The following is a 23,129-nucleotide window of genomic DNA, read 5'->3' as shown; positions in this document are numbered from 1 at the left end:
CGGGATCACAGGGAGAACGGGACGTAGCACAGGGCGGCGAGGACGATCGCGCCCCAGCCGAGCAGGGCGGGCCGGCGGTACCAGGCCTCGTCGCCCGGTGCCGCGGGTTCGGCGAGGCCGGGGGCGGTGGTTCCGTAGACCAGACCGGCCAGCGCCTGCTCCGGTTTGGGCTTGGTGAACGGTGTGATGGCCACCATCACCACCCCGCCGACCACGAACGCCACGATGGCGGAGACGAAGTTGGCGCCCTGGTCGCTGGGGATGGAGATGACGCCGTCCTTGTAGAGCCAGAAGTAGTTGATCATCGCGGCGACGGTGCCGGAGAGCAGCCCCCAGAACCCGGCCGGGGCGGTGGCCCGCCGCCAGAACATCCCGATGATGAAGACGCAGAACAGCGGCACGTTGAAGAACGAGAACAGGGTCTGGAGGTAGTTCATGATGTTGCTGAACGAGGACGCGATGAACGCCGTCCCCATCCCGGCCAGTACGCCGATCGCGGTCACCACCCGCCCCGTCAGCAGGTAGTACTCGTCCGGGCGGTCCTTGATGATGTACGCCCGCCAGATGTCATGGGTGAAGACCGTGTTGAAGGACGAGACGTTGGCCGCCATGCCCGCCATGAAGGCGGCGAGCAGCCCGGTCACCGCCACGCCCAGCACCCCGTTGGGGAGCAGGTCGCTCATCAGGAGCGGGATCGCGTCGTTGTACTGGAGATCGCTCTTGGTGGAGCCGATCCCCGGCTCGACGGCCAGGGCGATCAGCCCCGGGACCACCACGATCAGCGGGATGAACATCTTGGGGAAGGCGGCGATCAGCGGGGTGCGCTGGGCGGCCGAGAGGTTCTTGGCGGACAGCGCGCGCTGCACCTCGGCGAAGTTGGTCGTCCAGTAGCCGAAGCTCAGGCAGAAGCCGAGGCCGAGCACGATGGTCAGCCAGTTGGCGCCCAGCGGGTTGTCCGAGCCGATGCCGGTGCCGCCCCATGCGGAGGTGAAGTTGGGGCCGTGGGACGCTTCGAGGGAGTCCTTGAGCCCGCCGAAGCCGCCGACCCGCTTCAGGCCGACGACGGTGAGCGGGATGAGCGCGGCGAGGATGACGAAGAACTGGAGTACCTCGTTGTAGATCGCCGAGGAGAGTCCGCCCAGGGTGATGTACGCGAGCACGAACAGCCCGGCGACGACGATGGCCACCCACTGCGGCCAGCCGAGCAGCGCCTCGACGACGATGGCCATCGCGTACAGGTTGACGCCCGCGATCAGCACGGACGCCACGGAGAAGATGATCGAGCTGAGCAGATGCGAGGACGGTCCGTAGCGGTGCAGCAGGAATTCGGGCACCGACCTGACCTTGGAGCCGTAGTAGAACGGCATCATCACCAGGCCGAGGAAGACCATGGCCGGAATGGCGCCCACCCAGTACCAGTGCACCGTGTAGACGCCGTACTGGGCGCCATTGGCCGCCATTCCCAGGATTTCCAGGGCGCCGAGATTGGCGGCGACGAAGGCGAGACCGGTGACCCACGCGGGCAGTGACCGGCCGGAGAGAAAGAAGTCCAGGCTCGTCTTCACGCTTCGTCTGGCGGCGAATCCGACGCCGAGTACGACGGCGAAGTAGAGGATCAGGATGGTGTAGTCGAGGGCATTGGTGGGGAGCCGGAGATCTGCTGCCAGAGAGCGCATGCGAATTATCCTGCTTTATCCGGGCGCCTCCATCGCGCATTGACGCCACTGTTGACTTGTGGTTCATTATGTTTAGTTGTGTTGGGTGAAGCGGGACAGGAGCTGGCGGACGTGAAGAAGACGGCGACGCGGCTCGCGGACGGACGCGAGCTGATCTACTACGACGCGCGCGACGACGCGGTGCGCGACGCCGTCGATGAGCGGCCGCTCGACCCCATTTCCACCCGCTCCGAGATCCGCCACGACCGCCTCATCGGTGACGACGTGGCCGTCGCCTCCCACCGCCAGGGGCGCACGTACCACCCGCCGGCCGACGAATGCCCGCTGTGCCCCTCGCGCGACGGGCGGCTCAGTGAGATCCCCGCCTCCGACTACGACGTCGTCGTCTTCGAGAACCGCTTCCCCTCGCTGGCCGGTGACGCGGGGCGGTGCGAGGTCGTGTGCTTCACCTCCGACCACGACGCCTCCTTCGCCGATCTCACCGCCGAGCAGGCCGCCCTGGTCCTCGACGCCTGGACCGACCGGACCGCCGAGCTGGCCCAACTCCCCTCCGTCGAGCAGGTGTTCTGCTTCGAGAACCGCGGCAGGGAGATCGGCGTCACCCTCGGCCATCCGCACGGCCAGATCTACGGGTATCCCTTTCCGACGCCGCGTACCCGGCTGATGCTCCGCTCTCTCGCCGAGCACCGTGAGCGGACCGGTCGGAATCTGTTCGATGATGTGGTCGCCGATGAGCGGTCCGACGGATCGCGCATCGTGCTCGACGGTGAGCACTGGACCGCCTTCGTCCCGTACGCCGCGCACTGGCCGTACGAGGTGCACCTCTACCCCAAGCGCCGGGTCCCGGACCTGACCGCGCTGGACGATGCCGCGCGCACAGAGTTTCCACAGATGTATCTGGAACTCTTGAAGCGCTTCGACCGGATTTTCGGGGAAGGGGAGCCGCCCACGCCGTACATCGCCGCCTGGCATCAGGCGCCGTTCACGGCGGACGACCGCGAGGAATTCGCACTCCACCTCGAGCTTTTCACCATCCGCCGCACTTCCGGCAAGCTGAAGTTTCTCGCGGGTTCCGAATCCGGCATGAATGTGTTCATCAATGATGTGCCGCCGGAGGCCGCGGCCGAGCGACTGCGAGAGGTAGCGAGCAAGTGAGCAATGCGCAGCAGAAGAAGTACCTGGTCACAGGCGGTGCCGGTTATGTCGGCAGCGTGGTCGCCGCGCATCTGCTGGAGGCCGGGCACCAGGTGACCGTGCTGGACGACCTGTCCACCGGGCACCGTGAGGGCGTACCCGCGGGCGCGGAGTTCATCGAGGGCCGCATCCAGGACGCGGCCAAGTGGCTCGACGCCTCGTACGACGGCGTGCTGCACTTCGCGGCGTCCTCGCAGGTCGGGGAGTCCGTCGTCAACCCGGAGAAGTACTGGGTCAACAACGTCGGCGGGACCACCGCGCTGCTCGCGGCGATGCGGGACGCCGGGGTGCGCACCCTCGTCTTCTCCTCCACCGCCGCCACCTACGGCGAACCGGACGACGTCCCGATCACCGAGGACTCCGCGACCGCGCCGACCAATCCCTACGGCGCCACCAAGCTCGCCGTCGACCACATGATCAGCGGGGAGTGCGCCGCGCACGGCCTGGCCGCGGTCTCCCTGCGGTACTTCAACGTCGCGGGCGCCTACGGGGCGTACGGCGAGCGCCATGAGCCCGAATCGCACCTGATCCCGCTGGTGCTCCAGGTCGCGCAGGGCCGCCGCGAGGCGATCTCCGTCTTCGGTGACGACTACCCGACCCCCGACGGCACCTGCGTCCGCGACTACATCCACGTCGCCGACCTGGCCGACGCGCATCTGCTGGCGCTGGGCGCTGCCACCAGCGGCGAGCACCTGATCTGCAACCTCGGCAACGGCAACGGCTTCTCCGTCCGCGAGGTCATCGAGACCGTCCGCCAGGTCACCGGCCACCCGATCCCCGAGGTCGTCGCCGACCGCCGGGGCGGCGACCCGGCCGTGCTGGTGGCCTCGGCCGAGCGCGCCAAGGAGCGCCTGGGCTGGCGCCCGAGCCGCGACGATCTGAAGGGCATCGTCGCGGACGCGTGGGAGTTCGCGCGCCGCACGCACTGAGCGGCTGAACGGCTGAGCGGTTGAATGGCGCCGTGCGCGGCCGCCCGGCCGCGCACAACAGGAACAAAGGGACAGGGGACAGCGAGTGAGCGACGTATCGGCGGGGTTCCGGGAGGTCTACGGAACCGACCCGGAGGGCGTGTGGGCGGCGCCGGGCAGGGTCAACCTGATCGGTGAGCACACCGACTACAACGACGGCTTCGTGATGCCGCTCGCCCTGCCCCACACCTGCCTGGCGGCCGCCTCGCCGCGCACCGACGGGGTGCTGCGCGTCCACTCCGGGGACGCGCCGGGCGGGGTCGTCGAGCTGCGTGTCCAGGAGCTGACCCCGGTCGCCGAGGGCGGCGCCGGCGGCGACCGCGGCGGCTGGGCGGCCTACCCGGCGGGCGTGGTGTGGGCGCTGCGCGAGGAGGGGCTGCTCTCCGGCGCCGCGGCCGGCGGGGCCGACCTGCACTACGCGTCCACGGTGCCCACCGGCGCCGGGCTGTCCTCGTCCGCCGCGCTGGAGGTGGTGACGGCTACCGCGCTCAGCGAGCTGTACGGGCTGGGGCTCACCCCGGAGCGCGTGGCCCAGCTGTGCCAGCGCGCGGAGAACCAGTTCGTCGGCGTCCCCTGCGGGATCATGGACCAGATGGCGTCCGCCTGCTGCACCGAGGGCCATGCGCTCTTCCTCGACGCCCGCGACCTCACCCAGCGGCAGGTGCCGTTCGACCTCGCTGCGGAGGGGCTGCGGCTGCTGGTCGTGGACACCCGGGTGAAGCACGAGCTGGGCGACGGCGCGTACGCCAACCGGCGCGCCGCGTGCGAGTCGGCCGCGCGGGCGCTCGGCGTGCCCGCGCTGCGCGAGGTGGAATTCGCGACCCTGGACGCGACGCTCACCACCCTCGCCGGGCTCGGTGTGGACGACACCGTGCGCCGCCGGGTGCGCCATGTGGTGACCGAGAACCAGCGGGTGCGGGAGGTCATCGAGCTGCTGGACGCGGGCGACACCCGGTCCATCGGCCCGGTCCTGACCGCCGGACACGCCTCGTGCCGCGACGACTTCGAGATCTCCTGCGCCGAGCTGGACCTCGTGGTGGAGTCGGGATGCGCGGCGGGCGCGCTCGGCGCGCGGATGACCGGCGGCGGCTTCGGCGGCTCGGCGATTGTGCTGGTCGAGGAGGCGGACGCGGACGCGGTGGCCAAGGCGGTCACCGAGTCCTTCGCCGCCGCCGGACACGGGGCCCCGCGGATCTTCCCGGCGGTCCCGAGCGAGGGCGCCCGGCGGCTGTAGCCGGAGGGGACTCTCGCTGCCTTCGGCCGTTGAGCGATCAATTTTCGCCGTTCTTGGCTTCCTTACTCCCCAAGACCGAGCACAAAGACCACCGTAAACAGGCGAGGCCGGGCAGTTTCGTTCATTCGCTCCGGATGACGTACCCCGGCCTTACGCTGAGCACAGCGTCGGTGGGGGCCGACGTGCATCAGGGGGCGAGACAGTCAGGTACGACGCCCGGGGTGGGGTAGCGATCTCAGCACGGCGGCGGCCGTGCGGTTGCGGTGATCCCTTCCCGGGCGCCGTACCCGTACTGCTTCTCGGGGTATCCGGGAGTATCCGGCGACGTGGGGGGTTCCGTGGCACGTATTCGGGTTCTGGTGGTCGACGACCATCGCATTTTCGCCGAGTCACTGGCCGCCGCCCTCGCGGCGGAACAGGACGTGGACGTGGCGGCGGCCGGAAGCGGCCCGGCGGCGCTGCGCTGTCTGGAGCGCGGAGTGGCCGAGGGGCGCCGCTTCGACGTTCTGCTGATCGACGCCGATCTGGGCTCCCTGAACGGGGAGCCGATTCATATGCCGCAGGCCGTACCGGCCGAGGCCGCCCACGGCGGCGGCCCGGGCGCGGGCCCGCCGGGGCGGGTCAACGGGCGCTCGCAGGACGGCATAGCGCTGGTCGGCGGGGTGCGCACCGCTCAACCGGGGGTGCGCACCGTGGTGCTGGCCGAGCGCGACGATCCGCGCCGGGCCGCGGCGGCGCTCCAGGCCGGGGCGTCCGGCTGGGTGGCCAAGGACTGTTCGCTGGTCCGGCTGCTCGCCGTGATCCGGGGGGTGCTGCGGGATGAGACGCATCTGCCGCCCGCGCTGCTCACCGGCGTGCTGCGGGAGCTGACGGCGGCTCGTAAGCACCGCACCGAGAGCGAGCGGCTGGTCGAATCGCTGACGCCGCGTGAGCGGGAAGTGCTGCGCTGCATGGTGGCCGGGCTGGGCCGCAAGGCGGTGGCCGAGCGGCTGTTCCTGTCCCCGCACACCGTCCGCACCCATATGCAGAACGTGCTGGGCAAGCTGGGTGTGCACTCCACGCTGGCCGCCGTGGCGCTGGCCCGGCGGGCGGGCGTCGGCCCGGTCGACCTAGCCGGGGAAATTGTCGAACGGGGCGGTCAGCTGGCGTAGCAGCGCCGCCAGTTCGGCGCGCTGGGCCTGGGACAGCTCGGCGAGGATGGCGCGCTCGTGGTCCAGCAGCCCGGCCAGCGCCTGGTCGGCGCGGTCGCGCCCCTCCGCGGTGAGCCGGACCAGCACCCCGCGCCGGTCACTGGGGTCGGGCAGCCGCTCGACCAGGCCCTTCTTCGCCAGCCGGTCGATGCGGTTGGTCATGGTGCCCGAGGTGACGAGCGTCTGGGTCAGCAGCTGCCCGGGGGAGAGCTGGTACGGGGTTCCGGCCCGCCGCAGCGAGGTCAGCACGTCGAACTCCCAGGACTCCAGCTGGTGCTCGCTGAAGGCGATCCGCCGCGCCCGGTCGAGGTGGCGCGCGAGCCGGCTGACCCGGCTGAGCACCTCGAGCGGTTCGACATCGAGGTCGGGGCGCTCTCGGCGCCATGCCGCCACCAGTCGATCGACCTCGTCGTCCATGACGATCAGTGTAATAGGTCTGTCGACATGAAGTCTCTTGACATCAAGAGATGCCTTGGAGGACGGTAAGCCTGCTCGTACCGACCGTACCCGCTCAAGGGACTTCACCATGCGTACGTCACCCGACTGGGACCCGGCCCAGTACCTCCGCCACTCCGGCCATCGGGCCCGCCCGTTCCGCGATCTCCTCGCCCATATCCCCGCGCTCCCCGCGGAACCCGGCCGCCCGCCCCGTATCGCCGATCTCGGCTGCGGCCCCGGCAACGTCACGGTCCTGCTCTTCGACCGCTGGCGCGACGCCCATGTCACCGGCCTCGACAGCTCCGCCGAGATGCTCGACCAGGCCCAGCCCCTCGCCGGGCCCACCACCGGCGGCGGCCGCCTCGACTTCCGTACCGTCGACGCCCTCCACTGGGAGCCGGACGAGACCTACGACCTCATCGTGTCCAACGCCGCGCTCCAGTGGATGCCGGGCCACGCCGACGCCTTCCCCGCCTGGCTCGACGCCCTGCGCCCCGGCGGCACCCTCGCGTTCCAGCTCCCCGGTAACTTCGGCGCCCCCAGCCACACCCTGCTGCGCGACCTGTGCGACGCCCCGCAGTGGCGCGACCGCCTCGTCGACGCCGTGCGCAACCCCGCCTCGGCCTTGGAACCCCTGGACTACGTCGACCGGCTCACCGCGCTGGGTTGCGAGGTCGACGCCTGGGAGACCACCTACCTCCAGATCCTCACCGGACCCGACCCCGTCCTCGACTGGACCAAGGGCACCGCCCTGCGGCCCGTGCTCACCGCCCTCGCCGACGACCCGGCCGCCCGCGACCGCTTCCTCGGCGAGTACGCGGCCCTCCTCCGCGAGGCCTACCCCCCGGCCCCGTACGGCACGGCCTTCCCGTTCCGCCGCATCTTCGCCGTGGCCCGTAAGCAGACCTGAGGGCGTCCGCTCACGCCTTGCGGTGGCCTATCAGCCGCGGCTTCTGCTCCAGACCGTCCAGGCCGTGCCAGGCCAGGTTCACCAGATGCGCCGCCACCTCGGACTTCTTCGGCTTGCGGACGTCCAGCCACCACTGACCGGTCAGCGCCACCATCCCCACCAGAGCCTGGGCGTACAGCGGGGCGAGCTTGGCGTCGAAGCCGCGGGCCTTGAACTCCAGGCCCAGGATGTCCTCCACCTGGGTGGCGATATCGCTGATCAGCGAGGCGAAGGTGCCCGTCGACTGGGCGACGGGGGAGTCACGGACCAGGATGCGGAAGCCGTCCGTGTACTCCTCGATGTAGTCCAGCAGGGCGAACGTGGCCTGCTCGCACAGCTCCCGGGGATGGCCCGCGGTCAGCGACGTGGTCACCATGTCCAGCATCCGCCGCATCTCACGGTCCACCACGACCGCGTACAGCCCCTCCTTGCCGCCGAAGTGCTCGTACACCACCGGCTTGGAGACCCCGGCCTTCGCCGCGATCTCCTCCACCGAGGTGCCCTCGAAGCCCCGTTCGGCGAAGAGCGTCCGACCGATGTCCAGCAACTGCTCCCGGCGCTCCTTGCCGGTCATCCGCACCCTGCGGGGCCGCCGGGAGCCGGATCCGGAGGGCCGGACGGTCCGGGCCGCCCGGTCCTTGCTGCCGCTGGTATTACTGTCGGTCTCCACGCCCTCTATCATGCCGCTTCGGCAGGGGCCTCTTTACGCCGGGAGTCGATCCGGTTCGCGTTCGGCCAGCGGACGTCGTACGCCCAGCCCAGCTTCTCGAACCAGCGGATGATCCGGGCGCTGGAATCCAGCTGGCCCTTCATCACCCCGTGCCGGGCGCACGTCGGATCGGCGTGGTGCAGGTTGTGCCAGGACTCGCCGCACGAGAGCACCGCGAGCCACCACACGTTCCCGGAGCGGTCGCGCGACTTGAACGGCCGCTTGCCCACCGCATGGCAGATCGAATTGATCGACCAGGTCACGTGATGAAGCAGCGCCACCCGAACGAGTGATCCCCAGAAGAACGCGGTCACGGCCCCCTGCCATGACCAGGTCACCAGGCCGCCGATGGCCGCGGGCAGCAGCAGCGAGACGACCGTCCACACCACGAACTGGCGTGAGATGTTACGGATCACATCGTCCTTGACCAGATCCGGCGCGTACTTCTGCTGCGGGGTCTGCTCTTCATCGAACATCCATGCGATATGTGCCCACCACAACCCCTTCATCAGGGCCGGGACGGTCTCCCCGTACCGCCACGGCGAATGCGGGTCGCCCTCCGCGTCGGAGAACTTGTGGTGCTTGCGGTGATCGGCCACCCAGCGCACCAGCGGCCCCTCCACCGCCAGCGAACCCGCGATCGCCAGCGCGATCCGCAGCGGCCGCTTCGCCTTGAACGAGCCATGGGTGAAGTAGCGGTGGAAGCCGATCGTGATGCCGTGGCAGCCGATGTAGTACATGACCACCATCAGCGCCAGGTCCAGCCAGCTCACCCCCCAGCCCCAGGCCAGAGGGATCGCCGCGACCAGCGCGATGAACGGGACGGTGATGAACAGCAGCAGGGTGATCTGTTCGATGGAACGCTTGCTGTCCCCGCCCAGCGTGGCGGAGGGAAGCGGGGTCTCCTGGGCCTTCGGCGCGTCGTGGGCCACGTCGGGGCTTGCAGTCATGGGGATCCCTCGTGGGGCTCGGGGGCTGGGCTACGGATCCGTAACCTACGGCGACGTAAGTATGGCAGGGCCGCGAACCGGGGCAAGAGGGCTCTGGTTTCCCCCGAGGGAACGCCGCCTATCCTGGGGGCGTCGGACAGCGCGGTCCGCACATGGCCGAAAGCACCCGGTGCGGGCCCTGCGGCGCCAGCCGCGCGGGGCTGCACCCCGCTAGGAACCCCCCGTTCAGTGCAAGGAGCCCGCACCTGTGAGCAGTGCCGACCACACGAACGCCGCCCTGCGTGCCGATATCCGCCGTCTGGGTGACCTCCTCGGCGAGACCCTGGTCCGACAGGAGGGCCCCGACCTCCTCGACCTCGTCGAGCGCGTCCGCGCTCTCACCCGCAGTGACGGCGAGGCCGCCGCCGAGCTCCTCGGCACCACGGACCTGCCGACCGCCGCCAAGCTGGTGCGCGCCTTCTCGACCTACTTCCACCTGGCCAACGTCACCGAGCAGGTGCACCGGAGCCGCGAGCTGAGCGCCCGGCGGGCCGCCGAGGGCGGCATCCTCGCCCGCACCGTCGACCAGCTCAAGGACGCCGACGCCGACCACCTGCGGCAGACCGTGGAGCACCTGGGCGTCCGTCCGGTCTTCACCGCCCACCCCACCGAGGCCGCCCGCCGCACCGTCCTCAACAAGCTGCGCCGGATCGCCGAGCTGCTGGACACCCTCGCCGCCGGCGGCGAGAGCCGCCGCTCCGACCTGCGGCTCGCCGAGAACATCGACCTGCTGTGGCAGACCGACGAGCTGCGGGTCGCCCGCCCCGAGCCCGCCGACGAGGCCCGTAACGCCGTCTACTACCTCGACGAGCTGCACGCCCACGCCGTCGGCGACGTCCTGGAGGACCTCACCGCCGAGCTGGAGCGCGTCGGCATCGAGCTGCCCGCCACCACCCGCCCGCTCACCTTCGGCACCTGGATCGGCGGCGACCGCGACGGCAACCCCAACGTCACCCCGCAGGTGACCTGGGAGGTGCTGATCCTCCAGCACGAGCACGGCATCTCCGACGCGCTGGAGATCATCGACGATCTGCGCGCCGCCCTCTCCAGCTCGATCCGCAACTCCGCCGCCTCCGAGGAGCTGCTCGCCTCCCTCCAGCGCGATCTGGAGCTGCTGCCCGAGATCAGCCCGCGCTACAAGCGGCTGAACGCCGAGGAGCCCTACCGGCTCAAGGCCACCTGCATGCGGCAGAAGCTCGTCAACACCCGCGAGCGCCTCGCCAAGGACGCCCCCCACGTCCCCGGCCGTGACTACCTCGGCACCGCCGAGATGCTGGCCGACCTGAAGCTCATCCAGGACTCGCTGCGCGCCCACCGCGGCGCCCTGATCGCCGACGGCCGCCTCGAGCGCGCCATCCGCACCCTGGCCGCCTTCGGCATCCAGCTCGCCACCATGGACGTACGTGAGCACGCCGACGCCCACCACCACGCCCTCGGCCAGCTCTTCGACCGCCTCGGCGAGGAGTCCTGGCGGTACGCGGACATGCCCCGCGACTACCGGCGCAAGCTGCTCGCCAAGGAACTGCGCTCCCGCCGCCCGCTCGCGCCCTCCCCGGCGCCGCTGGACGCCGCCGGAGCCAAGACCCTCGGTGTCTTCCAGACCATCCGCGAGTCCTTCGAGCGCTTCGGGCCCGACATCGTGGAGTCGTACATCATCTCCATGTGCGCCGGCTCGGACGATGTCTTCGCCGCCGCCGTCCTCGCCCGCGAGGCCGGGCTCATCGATCTGCACGGCGGCTGGGCCAAGATCGGCATCGTGCCGCTGCTGGAGACCACCGACGAGCTGAAGATCGCCGACCAGCTCCTCGACGACATGCTCTCCGACCCCTCCTACCGGCGCCTCGTCTCGCTGCGCGGCGATGTGCAGGAGGTCATGCTCGGCTACTCCGACTCCTCCAAGTTCGGCGGCATCACCACCTCCCAGTGGGAGATCCACCGCGCCCAGCGGCTGCTGCGCGACGTGGCCCACCGGCACGGCGTACGGCTGCGCCTCTTCCACGGCCGCGGCGGCACCGTCGGCCGGGGCGGCGGCCCCACCCACGACGCGATCCTCGCCCAGCCGTGGGGCACCCTCGAGGGCGAGATCAAGGTGACCGAGCAGGGCGAGGTCATCTCCGACAAGTACCTGGTCCCCTCGCTCGCCCGGGAGAACCTGGAGCTGACGGTGGCCGCCACCCTCCAGGCGTCGGCCCTGCACACCGCCCCGCGCCAGTCGGACGAGGCACTCGCCCGCTGGGACTCGACGATGGAGACGGTCTCCGACGCCGCCCACGGCGCCTACCGCGCCCTGGTGGACGACCCCGACCTGCCCGCGTACTTCTTCGCCTCCACCCCCGTCGACCAGCTCGCCGAACTCCACCTCGGCTCGCGTCCGTCCCGCCGCCCCGACTCCGGCGCGGGACTCGACGGGCTGCGGGCCATTCCGTGGGTCTTCGGCTGGACCCAGTCCCGGCAGATCGTCCCCGGCTGGTTCGGCGTCGGCTCCGGCCTCAAGGCGGCCCGCGAGGCCGGGCTCGACGGTGTGCTGGACGAGATGCACCAGCACTGGCACTTCTTCCGCAACTTCCTGTCCAACGTCGAGATGACCCTCGCCAAGACGGACCTGCGGATCGCCCGGCACTACGTCGACACCCTGGTCCCGGACGAGCTGAAGCACGTCTTCGACGTCATCCAGGCGGAGCACGAGCTGACGGTGCGGGAGGTGCTGCGGATCACCGGCGAGGCCGAACTCCTGGACTCCAACCCCGTCCTGAAGCAGACCTTCCACGTCCGGGACGCCTACCTCGACCCGATCTCCTACCTCCAGGTGAGCCTGCTCGACCGGCAGCGCACCGCACGCGAGCGCGGCGAAGAGCCGGACCCGGTGCTGGCCCGGGCCCTGCTCCTCACCGTCAACGGCGTGGCGGCGGGTCTGCGCAACACCGGCTGACCACCCCGGCAGCACACCAAGCGGCGGCCCGCTCCCCGGAGGAGCGGGCCGCCGCTTTCGCTTTGCAGGTTCAGAACGTCAGCGTGGCGAAGGACGCCCCCAGCACCGCCGCGCCCGCCAGGCCCAGGCCCCAGGCCGTACGGCGCATCCGGAGCCCGCCCGCCACGACCAGCGACGCCAGCAGCAGCGCGCCGCCGAACGGAACCCAGGCGTGCAGGATGCCCGCCGTACCGGTGCGCACCACCTCGTCCTTGCCCGGCTTGACCGCGACCAGCAGCCGTTCGCCCTTCCCGTCCGTGACCGCCGCGTCTACCCGCACCTTGGCCCGCGCCTCGCTGCCCTTGGAACCGGGGGTGAACCGGCCGGTGCACCAGTCGTCGTCGCAGCGGGACACCGTGAGCGTGCCGCGCTCCAGTCCCTTGGTGAGCATCGTGGGCTTGGCGTCGCTCCAGGAGGACCACACTCCGGCCACCAGGATGAGCAGCGCAACGAGCGTCATGGCGACGTTTTTCGCGAGCAGCAGCAGCCCGTACATGCTCTCGCCCGCCCGCCGCGTACGGCTGCGCTTGGTGATGCCGGTGGATGCCATGGCGGTAGATCTTTGCCATCGGCGGGCCCCGGGTCAACCTCCAACCGAACAGTCGCGCGAGTGCCGTTCAGGAGTTGTAGGTGCCCTGTGCGCGCTCCAGACCGTCCACGATGAGGGTCTCCACCGCGTCGGCCGCGCGGTCCACGAAGTAGTCCAATTCCCTGCGCTCAGCGGCGGAAAAGTCCTTCAGCACGAACGCCGCGACATCCATCCGGCCCGGCGGACGGCCGATGCCGAAACGGATCCGGAAGTAGTCCGGGCCCCCCGATTTGGTGATCGACTTCAGCCCGTTGTGGCCATTGTCACCGCCACCGAGTTTCAGCCTCAGCGCGCCGTAGTCGATGTCCAATTCGTCGTGAATAGCAATGACATGACTTGTCGGTACCTTGTAGAAGTCGCGCAGCGCGGTGGTCGGTCCGCCCGACAGGTTCATGAACGACATCGGCTTCGCGACGATCACCCGTCGGCTGCCCGGACCGGGCGGCCCGATCCGCCCCTCCACGACCTGCGCACGGGACTTGTGCGCCTTGAAGCGCCCGCCCATTCGCTCGGCCAGCAGCTCGGCCACCATGAAGCCGACATTGTGGCGGTTGGCCGCGTACTCCGGGCCGGGGTTGCCCAGGCCCACCACGAGCCACGGGCTGCTCGCGTCTGCGTCGCTCATCGTCTCGTTCTCCTGAGTGAGGCTCTTGTGTGCCCAGTGGTCTCTTATACGCGACCGCGCTCATACGCGACCGCCGCCCCGCTGGCAGCAGCGGGACGGCGGTCGCCAGGCGATGCGGAACGAGGCGGATCAGGCCTCGGCGCCCTCACCCTCGCCCTCGGCGGCCTCCGGCTCCGGGGCCTCGGCCTGCGGGGTGACGATGTGCAGCACCGGCGCGTCGTCCTCGACGGCCAGGGTGGTGCCCTTCGGCAGCGAGATGTCCTTGGCGTAGACGGTGTCGCCCGCGTCCAGGCCGGCGATCGAGATGGTGACACCCTCGGGGATGTGGGTGGCCTCGGTCTCGACCGGCAGCGTGTTCAGCACGTACTCGAGCAGGTTGGCGCCGGGGGCCAGGTCGCCCTCGACGTTGATCGGCAGCTCGACGGTGACCTTCTCGCCCTTGCTCACCAGGAGCAGGTCGACGTGCTCCAGGATGCCGATCTTGATCGGGTGGCGCTGCACGGCCTTGGGGATGACCAGCTCGCTCTTGCCGCCCTCGACCTCCAGGCGCAGCAGGACGTTCGGGGTCTTGAGCGCCATCAGCAGGTCGTACGCGGGAAGCGTGACGTGCAGCGGCTCGGCACCGTGGCCGTAGACGACACCGGGAACCCGGTCGGCCATACGGGTGCGACGGGCGGCACCCTTGCCGAACTCGGTGCGGGGCTTGGCGGGGATCTTGACCTCAGCCATGGGGCACTCCTCGTAGATCGTGTACAGATGGCCGTCACCCGGCCCACGACAGACCTGCTACGAAGAGCGCGTCGATAACGGACGAGCTGTGTGAACCACAGCCTCCCTCGCCGAGCAACCCCACGAGTCTACCAACGGTCCCCCCATGGCTGAGGCCACCCCTTCCGGGAGTGGCCTCAGCTGGGTCGGTCCGCGGTTAAGCCCATCAGGCGTGCTCCTCGAACAGGCTGGTCACGGAGCCGTCCTCGAAGACCTCCTGCACGGCGCGGGCGACGGTCGGCGCCATCGACAGCACGGTGACCTTGTCCAGCTCGACCTCGCCCGGCGTCGGCAGGGTGTTGGTGAACACGAACTCGCTGACCTTGGAGTTCTTCAGCCGGTCCGCGGCCGGACCGGACAGGACGCCGTGGGTGGCCGTCACGATCACGTCCTCCGCGCCGTTCGCGAACAGCGCGTCCGCGGCGGCGCAGATCGTGCCACCGGTGTCGATCATGTCGTCGACCAGGACACACACCCGGCCCCGGACGTCACCGACGACCTCGTGGACGGTGACCTGGTTGGCCACGTCCGGGTCCCGCCGCTTGTGGACGATCGCCAGCGGCGCACCCAGCCGGTCGCACCAGCGGTCGGCCACCCGCACACGGCCCGCGTCCGGCGAGACGACCGTCAGCTTCGACCGGTCGACCTTGGCGCCCACGTAGTCCGCGAGGATCGGCAGCGCGAACAGGTGGTCCACCGGGCCGTCGAAGAAGCCCTGGATCTGGTCGGTGTGCAGGTCGACCGTGAGGATGCGGTCGGCACCCGCGGTCTTGAGCATGTCGGCGATGAGCCGCGCCGAAATCGGCTCCCGGCCACGGTGCTTCTTGTCCTGACGGGCATAGCCGTAGAACGGCACGATCACCGTGATCGAGCGTGCGGAGGCCCGCTTCAGCGCATCGATCATGATGAGCTGTTCCATGATCCACTTGTTGATCGGAGCCGTGTGGCTCTGGATCAGGAAGCAGTCGGCGCCGCGCGCGGACTCCTGGAAGCGGACGTAGATCTCGCCGTTGGCGAAGTCGAATGCCTTGGTCGGGACCAGGCTGACGCCCAACTCGTGGGCGACCTCCTCGGCCAGCACGGGGTGGGCGCGGCCGGAGAAGAGCATCAATTTCTTCTCGCCGGTCGTCTTGATCCCGGTCACGTCACGTCTCCTTGGATGTCACTTTGGTGCGCGCTTTTACGGTACGCCCCCGGATGGGCGCACCGGTTCGCAGGTCACTGCCCGCCCTCGTCCTCCTGGCGCACGGCAGCGGCGGCCTCGGCCGCCTGCGCCGCGGCGCTTCCGGGGCGCTTGCGAGCGACCCAGCCCTCGATGTTCCGCTGCTGTCCGCGTGCGACGGCGAGCGAACCCGGGGGCACATCCTTGGTGATGACGGAGCCGGCGGCGGTGTACGCCCCGTCTCCCACTGTGACAGGAGCCACAAACATGTTGTCCGAACCGGTCTTGCAGTGGCTGCCGATCGTCGAGCGGTGCTTCTTCTCGCCGTCGTAGTTCACGAAGACGCTGGCGGCGCCGATGTTGCTGAAGTCGCCGATCGTGGCATCGCCCACATAGGACAGATGCGGCACCTTGGTGCCCTCGCCGATCTCGGCGTTCTTCATCTCCACGTACGTACCGGCCTTGGACTTGGGGCCCAGCCGGGTGCCCGGGCGCAGATACGCGTACGGCCCGGCCGACGCCCCCGCGCCGATCACCGCGTCCTCAGCGACGGTGAAGCTCGCCACCGCGCCCTCGCCGACCGTGGTGTCGGTGAGCCGCGAGTTCGGGCCGACCTCGGCGCCGGTGGCCAGGTGCGTGGTGCCCAGCAGCTGGGTGCCGGGGTGGATCACGCTGTCCTGCTCGACGGTGACCGTGACGTCGACCCAGGTGGTGGCCGGGTCGACCACGGTGACGCCGCTGAGCATGGCGCGCTCCAGCAGCCGGTCGTTGAGCAGCCGGCGGGCCTCGGACAGCTGCACCCGGTTGTTGATGCCGACGATCTCGCGGTGGTCGGCGGCGACCGACGCGCCGACCCGGTGCCCGGCCTCGCGCAGGATGCCGAGCACATCGGTGAGGTATTCCTCACCCTGGCTGTTGTCGGTCCGCACCTTGCCGAGCGCGTCGGTGAGCAGCTGGGCGTCGAAGGCGAAGACGCCGGAGTTGATCTCGCGGATCGCGCGCTGGGCGTCGGTGGCGTCCTTGTGCTCCACGATGGCGGTGACGGCGCCGGACGCCTGGTCCCGCACGATGCGGCCGTAGCCGGTGGCGTCGGGCACCTCGGCGCTGAGGACGGTCACCGCGTTTCCGTCGGCGGAGTGCGCCCCGGCGAGCTGTTTGAGGGTCTCGCCGGTCAGGAGCGGGGTGTCGCCGCAGACGACGATCACGGTGCCGTCGAGGGCCACACCGCTGTCGGACAGCTCCTCCAGGCCCATCCGGACCGCGTGCCCGGTCCCGTTCTGCTCGTGCTGGACGGCGGTGCGGGCGTCGGCGTCGATCTCGGCCAGATGCGCGGAGACCTGCTCCCGGGCATGGCCGACGACGACCACCAGGTGCTCGGGCGAGAGCTCGCGGGAGGCGGCGACGACATGCCCGACGAGGGACCGGCCGCAGAGGGCGTGCAGAACCTTGGGGGTCGCCGACTTCATGCGAGTGCCCTCACCCGCTGCGAGGACGACGACGGCTGCCGGGCGGTTGGCGCTCACGGGTGTGCCCTTCGGCTTCGGGTAGGGGGTGGACACCCGCAGGATACCGAGAGGTTTCCCCCCGGAAACGACTCCGGGTCCCGACCGTGAAGGCCAGGACCCGTGAAAGGGCTCCCCCGCCAGGACTCGAACCCGGACTAATGGCACCAAAAGCCACTGTGCTGCCAATTACACCACAGGGGATGGCAAACAGATCCAAGTCGGACACCTTGCTCGGGTGGTCGACTTGGTCCCCACCACTATGCCGTACCGGTCGCCCTCGACGCGACGGTATGGGTCGGTGCGCCCGGTCGTCATGTGGACGCCCTGGTCGAAAACATGCTCGATTCAACCGTTCGAGTTAAAACCGTTGATATACCGACTGTTCGAGTGAGACACATGCGGCCGTGTCCCCCGGAAAAGGGCTGGCGTGCGGTCGTAGTCTGGTCGCTATGAGTGCGACGGGGGCATCTGAGGACACGAGTGCGCGCGGCGCACCCGGCGGCCCATGGTGGTGGCCGCGGCGGCGCAGCATGGTGCTGGACATCATGCTCGGCGTCGCGTCGGCGGTCGAATGTGCCGCGGAGGGCGTCGGATTCGCGCACGACGCCCGGATGCCGGTCGCCTTCGGAGTCCTGCTCGGGCTGATCGTCGGATCCACCCTGGTGCTGCGGCGGCGCTGGGCGATCGCCGTGGTGCTGATATCGATCGCCGTCACCCCCGCGGAGATGGGGCTGCTGCTCGGCGTCGTCGGGCTCTACACCCTCGCCGCGTCCGAGGTGCCGCGCCGGATCTCGGCGGTGCTGGCCGGGATGGCGGGTGCCGGAACGTTCCTCGTGACGATGATCCGCTTCCGGCAGGACAACGCGCAGAACGACTGGGGCTCGGCCTTGTGGGAGGCCCCGCTCTTCTCGCTGACGATCACCCTGGCGCTGACCGCGCCCCCCGTACTGCTCGGGCTGTACGTCCGCGCCCGGCGGCGGCTGGTGGAGAGCCTGCGGGAGCGGGCGGACGGCCTGGAGCGCGAGCTGTCGCTGCTCGCGGAGCGGGCCGAGGAGCGGGCCGAGTGGGCGCGTAACGAGGAGCGCACTCGGATCGCGCGCGAGATGCACGACGTGGTGGCGCACCGGGTGAGCCTGATGGTGGTGCACGCGGCGGCGCTCCAGGCGGTGGCACTCAAGGACCCGGAGAAGGCGTCGAAGAACGCCGCGCTGGTGGGCGACATGGGGCGGCAGGCGCTGACCGAGCTGCGGCAGATGCTGGGCGTCCTGCGGTCGGACGCCCCGGCCGAGCAGAAGCCGGTGCCGCTGGCCTCGGTGGCCGTCGCCGCCTCGGCCGCCGCCGAAGCGGCGACCGCGTCGGCCGTGGAGCCCGCCGAGGCCGCGGACGCGGACGCGGCCGGGCCGCGGCTGGCGGAGCTGGAGGCGCTGGTCGGGCAGTCCCGGGCGGCCGGGATGGCCGTGGACCTGTCGGTGGAGGGCGAGGAGCGGCGGTACGCGGCGCGGGTGGAGCAGACCGCGTACCGGGTGGTGCAGGAGGCGCTGACCAACGTGCACAAGCACGCCCCGGGCGCCAGCACCCGGATCCGTCTGGCGCACCGCGGCGCCGAGATCGCGGTGCTGGTGGAGAACGGTCCCTCGGACCGCGGCGCGGCGGACGCCGGGCTGCCGAGCGGGGGCAACGGGCTGGTCGGCATGAAGGAGCGGGTGTCGACACTGGGCGGCGGCTTCGTCTCGGGCCCGACGGAGGCCGGCGGCTTCCGCGTCTCGGCAGTCATCCCGGACCGCACCCGCGCACCCGAGCCCGACCGAGCCAGAACCGCCTAGCGCCCCGAAGGGGCGCGGCGCCGCGCATGACCGGCGGCGTGAGGGCCGATGAGGGGCGCGGGGAACTGCGCGACCGGCCACGACGGCGCCGCGCACGGCTGACGGCGCGAGGATCAACGGCGCGTTGCCGCAGATGCCGACGGCGCAGGGTCAGCCCCGCAGGGGCGCGGGGAACTGCGCGACCAGCCACGACGGCGCCGCAGACGATCGACGGCGTGACGACCAACGGCGCATAACACCGCAACCCCAGCGAGCGGCTACGCCCGGGAAAGCCGCGCCGGAAGCGTCCCGGTGATCAGCGTGCCCAGCGCAGCGTCAAGCGTGGCGCCCAGATACCAGTCACCGGTGTGGTCGAGGCTGTAGATCCGCCCCTCCGCGTCGATGGTCAGCAGCCCCTGCCCGTCGGCCTCTTCGCCCAGCGGGCAGACCTCGGTCTCCAGCGCGCGCCCCAAGTCGCCCAACGTACGAGCCAGGTGGAGACCGTGCAGCGGATCGATACGGAACGGGGTGGGGGCGATCTGGCGACCGGTGCCCGGCGGCTGGACGTGCAGTCCGCCGAATTCGGCCCAGGCTTCGACGGCGGCCGGGAAGACGGTGTGCCGGTGTCCGGCGGGGGAGGTGTGGGCGGACAGGGTGTCCGCCCAGCGTTCGGCGCGCTCCATGTCCCAGCGGCCGGGCTGCCAGCCCGCCTCGCGGAGGGCCGCGTCGACGGGGACGGGGAAGCGGGTGGTGTCGGTGCGGTCGATGGGGCGGGTCACGCTTCCTCACCCACCACCCGTACGCCGAAGTGGCCCAGCATCGCCGTACAGGAGAGGCAGGGCGGGGCGTACGAGCCGTGCTGCGGGTCGCCCGCCTCGCGGATCCGGCGTGCGGTCAGCTTCGACTGCTTCAGGGAGCGGCGGGCCTCACCGTGCGTGAGGGGTTTTCGGGCCGCGCGTTTGGAACGGCCCGCCTCGACGGCGGTCAGATGGCGGGAGAGCAGGACCGCTTCGGGGCAGCGCCCGGTGAAACGTTCGCGCTGCCCGCTGGTGAGGGCGTCGAGGAAGTCCTGCACCAGGGGGTGGAGGGCGGGCGCCTGGTCGCCCTTGCCTCCGGTGCAGGTCAGGGTCTCGCCGCGGACGGAGAGCGCGGCGGCGACGGCGGGCAGGAGCGTATCGCGGCGGTGGTGCAGCGGAGGTGGACCGGCGTCGGGATCGACGCTGCTCCATCTCAGCCGGGGGTCGCTGGCCGCGGTGGCGGCTCCGTCGCCGCCCCCGTTGCTCTGCGTGATGTGCATGTGGTGGGTCCCTCCCTGTGCGATCCACCGCAATCCCCCGGTTGCGAAAGATCAGCCTGCCAAACGCGACGGGAAATGCGGTAGTCCGGGTGCGTCGGCCCAGGTGGACGGCCGGGGTGGTGGCCGACCGGTTCCGGTTGTGGCGTCACCGCATAGGCTGTGCCCCATACGCCAGCATCAGCAGGGGGCAACCGCCATGACGACAGGTCGGCTCGGGCAGCATGCCGCGCCACCGAACACGGCCTACGCCGGGCAGGTCGTGCACTTCCCGGATCCGGTTCGGGCCGCCCGCCACCCCATGGGCGTCCGGGTGGACGAAAACGGCTTTCCGGACTTCTCGCCGTACGCCCGCGCGGCCGCCGAAATCGCCGAGCCCCCGGAGGGGTTCGGGGTCGACGAGCTGCGGCTGACCGACTATGTCTCGGCGAACGCCGCGCTGCACGCCTCCGGCCATGAGCTGTGGAACGACGCCTCGGCGGTGGCCACTCCGCACGGCTGGACGTGGCACCACGCCCCCGGCGGCCGCCGGATGGAACTGATCCCGGTCGAGGTCAAGGCGCTGCTGCGGCACCACGGCGGCCTCGCGACGGCCCCCGGTGGACCAGGACAAGCGGGGCACCCGCCCGTTGCAGGACACCCGGCCGATCCACTTCGGGCTGCCGGTGCGGGGGCTTTCGGTCACCGAGGAGCAGGTGCTGGGCGTGGAGGAGGACCTCGGCTACCGGCTGCCGGAGTCGTACCGCGCGTTCCTGAAGGCCGCGGGCGGCTGCGCACCGGTGGGCGCCGCGCTCGACCCGGAGCTGGGACTCCTGGTCGACCAGCCGTTCTTCACGGTGCGCGACGAGGCGGCGGTCAACGACCTCGTCTACGTCAACAAGTGTCTGCGCGACCACTTCACCAAGGACTATCTGGGCGTGGGCTTCGTCCAGGGCGGAGTGATCGCGGTGAAGGTGAAGGGGGACGCGATCGGCTCGGTGTGGTTCTGCGCGTACGACGACGCGCGGGACCGCGACGGCTGGACGGTCCGGGAGCGGGTGGAGCGGCTGATGCTGCCGTGCGGCGAGGACTTCGACGCCTTTCTGCTGCGGCTCGCGGGCAATCCGCCGGAGCTGGAGACCGTGGCGAACCTGATGGTGGACGGCGGATTCGCGTACGCCGTACCCGTGGAGGGGTGAGCGCGATGGTGACCTTCGCACAGGCGCAGGAGCGCGCCGAACTCTGGATCAACGGTGAGGTGCCCGCCTACCAGCAGCGCGAGGTGCGGGTGCGGGAGTTCGACCTGGGCTTCGTGGCCTGGGCCGAGGACCGCCCGGACGGAGCGGTCTCGGGTGCGCCCGTGGACGGCGCCCGGCTGGTGATCGCGCGGGACAGCGGGGAGACCACGCTGTGGCCCGGGCTGCCGGTGGGTGAGGTGATCCGCCGGTACGAGGAGGAGTACGGGGCGAACGACGACCGTGCCCAGGAGACCGCCGGGCGGCAGCAGCGCATCGACCTCAATGTGACGTCCTTCCTGCTGACTCCGCCGGAGTGGCTCCAGGAGGCGGCGGACGCGATGAGCGGCGGCGGGGATGCGCCGGACGTTCCCTCGCAGCGGTCGGCTCCGGCGACTGGCGCGCCGGAGCCGGAGCCGGTGGATGACTGGCCGTCGTCGGACGGCGCGGTGTCGCCGCGCACCGCCGACGCACCCGCGTCCGGGTCGGCCGACGGCGAGCCGCGGGACGCGGTGCCCGAGCCGCTGGACGACTGGCCGTCGGGCGGTGTGCCGTCGCCGCGCAGCGAGGCGCCCGCGCGCGCTTCCGGTTCGGGCTCTGGTTCGTCCGATGAGGGCTGGCGTAACGGTCCGTCCGCGCCGTCGCCCGGTGGTGCCGAGCCGCGCGATGCCGTGCCCGCGCCGGGCCCGGCGGACGACTGGCCCTCCGACGGCGTGCCGTCGCCGCGCGGCGAGACGCCCGCTTCCGGGTCGCCGTCCGCGCCGGTGGACGACTGGCCGTCGGGCGGTGTGGCGCCGCCGCGAATGGACGCGCCCGCGTCCGGTTCGGCTTCCGGTTCGGGCGGTGAGGGCTGGCGTAACGGTCCGTCTGCGCCGTCGCAGCCGCAGGATGCCGCGCCCGCGCCAGGGGGCGGCTGGGCGTCCGGCGGCGTGACGCCGCCGCGGCGGGACAGCGAACGGGACGACTGGCCGTCGGACGGAGTGGCGCGGCCGCTCGCCGACGCCGCCCGGCCCCCGGCCGCCCCGGCGCCCGGCGGCGGCAGCCCGTGGGCGCCGCCTCCGCCCGCGCCGCCAGCTTCCGGTGAGACGCCGAAGGGCCCGTCCACGCCCGGCGCCGGTACGCCGTGGGCCGACACCAACTCCGCGAGTGACGACGGCGATCGCTCGGTCGCCCCGCCCGCCACGGTGTTCGCCCCGCCGCTCGCGGGCTCGGACGACGAGGACACCTCGGTCCCGGGGGTACGGGCCGACGCCAAGACCGAACTGATGTCGGCGGGCAGCGCGCTGCCGCCCACCGCCGTCTCGCCGCCCTTCGACTTCCCGGGGACGCCGGGCGGTTCCGACGCGTCGTCGGGCGCGTCCTCCGGCGCGGGCGACATCGCGGATGCCGCCACCCACAAGGCGGGTCGGCCGAGCGGCCCGACGACCCCGCCGCCGCCCGGTGCGCCGGGCACGCCCGGCGCCCGGCCGGGTGCGGGGGCGCACACGCCTCCGCCGCCGAGCCCGTCCGGCCCCGGCGCCCCGGGCGCTCCGGCTGGGGGGTACGTACCGACGCAGCTGGTCTCGCAGCTGGACGACAGCGTGGGCAGCGGCATCCCGGGCGGCCCGGGTGCCCCCGGGACCCCTGGTGCTTCCGGCGGGCAGAGCGGGCAGAGCGGGCAGGGCGGGCAGAACGGTCCGCAGACCCCGCCGCCTCCGCCCGCCCCCGGCACTCCCGGTGGGGGTGTGCACGCGGCGGCGACGATGCTGTCCGGCGGCCCGGGCGCGCCCGGTACTCCCGGCGCGCCTGGTGCCCCCGGTGCTCCAGCCGCCCCCGGTGCCCCAGGCGCTCCCGGCCAGGCTCCGCCCGGCGCGCA

18 protein-coding genes, 1 tRNA gene and 2 pseudogenes are annotated in these 23,129 nt (G+C 71.3%); 9 read left to right on the top strand and 12 right to left on the bottom strand.

Annotated elements, in window-relative coordinates; all coding sequences use genetic code 11:
• Positions 1-5 precede the first annotated feature (5 nt).
• On the bottom strand, positions 6-1,676 hold the full coding sequence (locus SSOG_RS17235) for a sodium:solute symporter family protein (RefSeq protein ID WP_009715521.1): 1,671 nt from the start codon (positions 1,674-1,676) through the stop codon (positions 6-8).
• Positions 1,677-1,787: 111 nt separating this feature from the next.
• On the opposite strand from SSOG_RS17235, the gene galT reads away from it, so the two are divergent.
• The 4 genes from galT to SSOG_RS17215 all read left to right on the top strand — a co-directional run bounded on the left by galT (position 1,788) and on the right by SSOG_RS17215 (position 6,223).
• Positions 1,788-2,831, top strand: coding sequence for a galactose-1-phosphate uridylyltransferase (gene galT / locus SSOG_RS17230; RefSeq protein WP_009715520.1), 1,044 nt, complete (start codon positions 1,788-1,790; stop codon positions 2,829-2,831).
• Complete coding sequence (gene galE / locus SSOG_RS17225; RefSeq protein ID WP_009715519.1) at positions 2,828-3,799, top strand: UDP-glucose 4-epimerase GalE; 972 nt, start codon at positions 2,828-2,830, stop codon at positions 3,797-3,799. The genes galT and galE overlap by 4 nt, the downstream gene beginning before the upstream one ends.
• Before the next feature lie 85 nt (positions 3,800-3,884).
• Positions 3,885-5,072 (top strand): galactokinase, encoded by a 1,188-nt coding sequence (gene galK, locus SSOG_RS17220; protein ID WP_009715518.1) that lies wholly within the window; start codon positions 3,885-3,887, stop codon positions 5,070-5,072.
• 338 nt (positions 5,073-5,410) lie between these two features.
• Positions 5,411-6,223 carry a response regulator transcription factor gene (locus SSOG_RS17215; protein ID WP_039941231.1) on the top strand — a complete coding sequence of 271 codons (813 nt, stop codon included), beginning with the start codon at positions 5,411-5,413 and terminating at the stop codon, positions 6,221-6,223.
• Here the strand turns inward: SSOG_RS17215 and SSOG_RS17210 are convergent.
• The gene (locus tag SSOG_RS17210) at positions 6,182-6,679 is read right to left on the bottom strand and encodes a MarR family winged helix-turn-helix transcriptional regulator (RefSeq protein ID WP_009715516.1); all 498 of its coding nucleotides are present in this window, start codon (positions 6,677-6,679) and stop codon (positions 6,182-6,184) included. The genes SSOG_RS17215 and SSOG_RS17210 overlap by 42 nt on opposite strands.
• Before the next feature lie 109 nt (positions 6,680-6,788).
• Between SSOG_RS17210 and SSOG_RS17205 the strand changes: the two genes are divergently transcribed.
• A complete protein-coding gene (locus SSOG_RS17205; protein WP_039937883.1) occupies positions 6,789-7,610 on the top strand; it encodes a trans-aconitate 2-methyltransferase in 822 nt (273 codons plus the stop codon).
• A gap of 10 nt (positions 7,611-7,620) precedes the next feature.
• On the opposite strand, the gene SSOG_RS17200 is transcribed toward SSOG_RS17205, so the two are convergent.
• A complete protein-coding gene (locus tag SSOG_RS17200; protein ID WP_039937879.1) occupies positions 7,621-8,331 on the bottom strand; it encodes a TetR/AcrR family transcriptional regulator in 711 nt (236 codons plus the stop codon).
• A complete protein-coding gene (locus SSOG_RS17195) occupies positions 8,328-9,308 on the bottom strand; it encodes an acyl-CoA desaturase (protein WP_009715513.1) in 981 nt (326 codons plus the stop codon). The genes SSOG_RS17200 and SSOG_RS17195 overlap by 4 nt, the downstream gene beginning before the upstream one ends.
• A 247-nt stretch (positions 9,309-9,555) precedes the next feature.
• Between SSOG_RS17195 and ppc the strand changes: the two genes are divergently transcribed.
• Positions 9,556-12,276, top strand: coding sequence for a phosphoenolpyruvate carboxylase (gene ppc, locus SSOG_RS17190; protein WP_009715512.1), 2,721 nt, complete (start codon positions 9,556-9,558; stop codon positions 12,274-12,276).
• A 70-nt stretch (positions 12,277-12,346) separates the two neighbouring features.
• Here the strand turns inward: ppc and SSOG_RS17185 are convergent, their stop codons facing one another.
• The 6 genes from SSOG_RS17185 to SSOG_RS17160 all read right to left on the bottom strand — a co-directional run bounded on the left by SSOG_RS17185 (position 12,347) and on the right by SSOG_RS17160 (position 17,165).
• Positions 12,347-12,865: a hypothetical protein gene (locus SSOG_RS17185; protein ID WP_009715511.1), complete on the bottom strand. Its 519-nt coding sequence runs from the start codon at positions 12,863-12,865 to the stop codon at positions 12,347-12,349.
• A 67-nt stretch (positions 12,866-12,932) separates the two neighbouring features.
• Positions 12,933-13,529 (bottom strand): aminoacyl-tRNA hydrolase, encoded by a 597-nt coding sequence (pth, locus tag SSOG_RS17180; RefSeq protein WP_009715510.1) that lies wholly within the window; start codon positions 13,527-13,529, stop codon positions 12,933-12,935.
• Between the two features lie 129 nt (positions 13,530-13,658).
• Positions 13,659-14,258 carry a 50S ribosomal protein L25/general stress protein Ctc gene (locus SSOG_RS17175; RefSeq protein WP_009715509.1) on the bottom strand — a complete coding sequence of 200 codons (600 nt, stop codon included), beginning with the start codon at positions 14,256-14,258 and terminating at the stop codon, positions 13,659-13,661.
• Positions 14,259-14,463: 205 nt separating this feature from the next.
• Positions 14,464-15,441, bottom strand: coding sequence for a ribose-phosphate diphosphokinase (locus SSOG_RS17170; protein WP_009715508.1), 978 nt, complete (start codon positions 15,439-15,441; stop codon positions 14,464-14,466).
• Between the two features lie 74 nt (positions 15,442-15,515).
• On the bottom strand, positions 15,516-16,982 hold the full coding sequence (gene glmU, locus SSOG_RS17165) for a bifunctional UDP-N-acetylglucosamine diphosphorylase/glucosamine-1-phosphate N-acetyltransferase GlmU (protein ID WP_009715507.1): 1,467 nt from the start codon (positions 16,980-16,982) through the stop codon (positions 15,516-15,518).
• Between the two features lie 111 nt (positions 16,983-17,093).
• Positions 17,094-17,165 (bottom strand) — tRNA-Gln (locus SSOG_RS17160).
• 248 nt (positions 17,166-17,413) lie between these two features.
• Here SSOG_RS17160 and SSOG_RS17155 point away from each other — a divergent pair.
• On the top strand, positions 17,414-18,787 hold the full coding sequence (locus SSOG_RS17155) for a histidine kinase (protein ID WP_050799891.1): 1,374 nt from the start codon (positions 17,414-17,416) through the stop codon (positions 18,785-18,787).
• Positions 18,788-19,044: 257 nt separating this feature from the next.
• Here SSOG_RS17155 and SSOG_RS17150 read toward each other — a convergent pair whose 3' ends face one another.
• Both SSOG_RS17150 and SSOG_RS17145 read right to left on the bottom strand, forming a co-directional pair.
• Entirely contained in the window at positions 19,045-19,545 is a 501-nt protein-coding gene (locus SSOG_RS17150) for an SUKH-3 domain-containing protein (protein ID WP_009715505.1), read from the bottom strand.
• On the bottom strand, positions 19,542-20,063 hold the full coding sequence (locus SSOG_RS17145) for a YwqJ-related putative deaminase (RefSeq protein ID WP_039937871.1): 522 nt from the start codon (positions 20,061-20,063) through the stop codon (positions 19,542-19,544). Before SSOG_RS17145 ends, SSOG_RS17150 begins: the two co-directional genes overlap by 4 nt.
• Before the next feature lie 196 nt (positions 20,064-20,259).
• Here SSOG_RS17145 and SSOG_RS17140 point away from each other — a divergent pair.
• Both SSOG_RS17140 and SSOG_RS53615 read left to right on the top strand, forming a co-directional pair.
• Positions 20,260-21,238, top strand: a pseudogene (locus tag SSOG_RS17140) (SMI1/KNR4 family protein).
• A 5-nt stretch (positions 21,239-21,243) separates the two neighbouring features.
• Positions 21,244-23,129: pseudogene (locus SSOG_RS53615) on the top strand (hypothetical protein); the annotation flags it as partial.

It is taken from the genome of Streptomyces himastatinicus ATCC 53653 (assembly GCF_000158915.1).
GTDB classification, from domain to species: Bacteria; Actinomycetota; Actinomycetes; order Streptomycetales; family Streptomycetaceae; genus Streptomyces; species Streptomyces himastatinicus.
The sequence above is the reverse complement of the archived record's forward strand: the minus strand, read 5'-3'. Positions and strand labels throughout refer to the sequence as shown.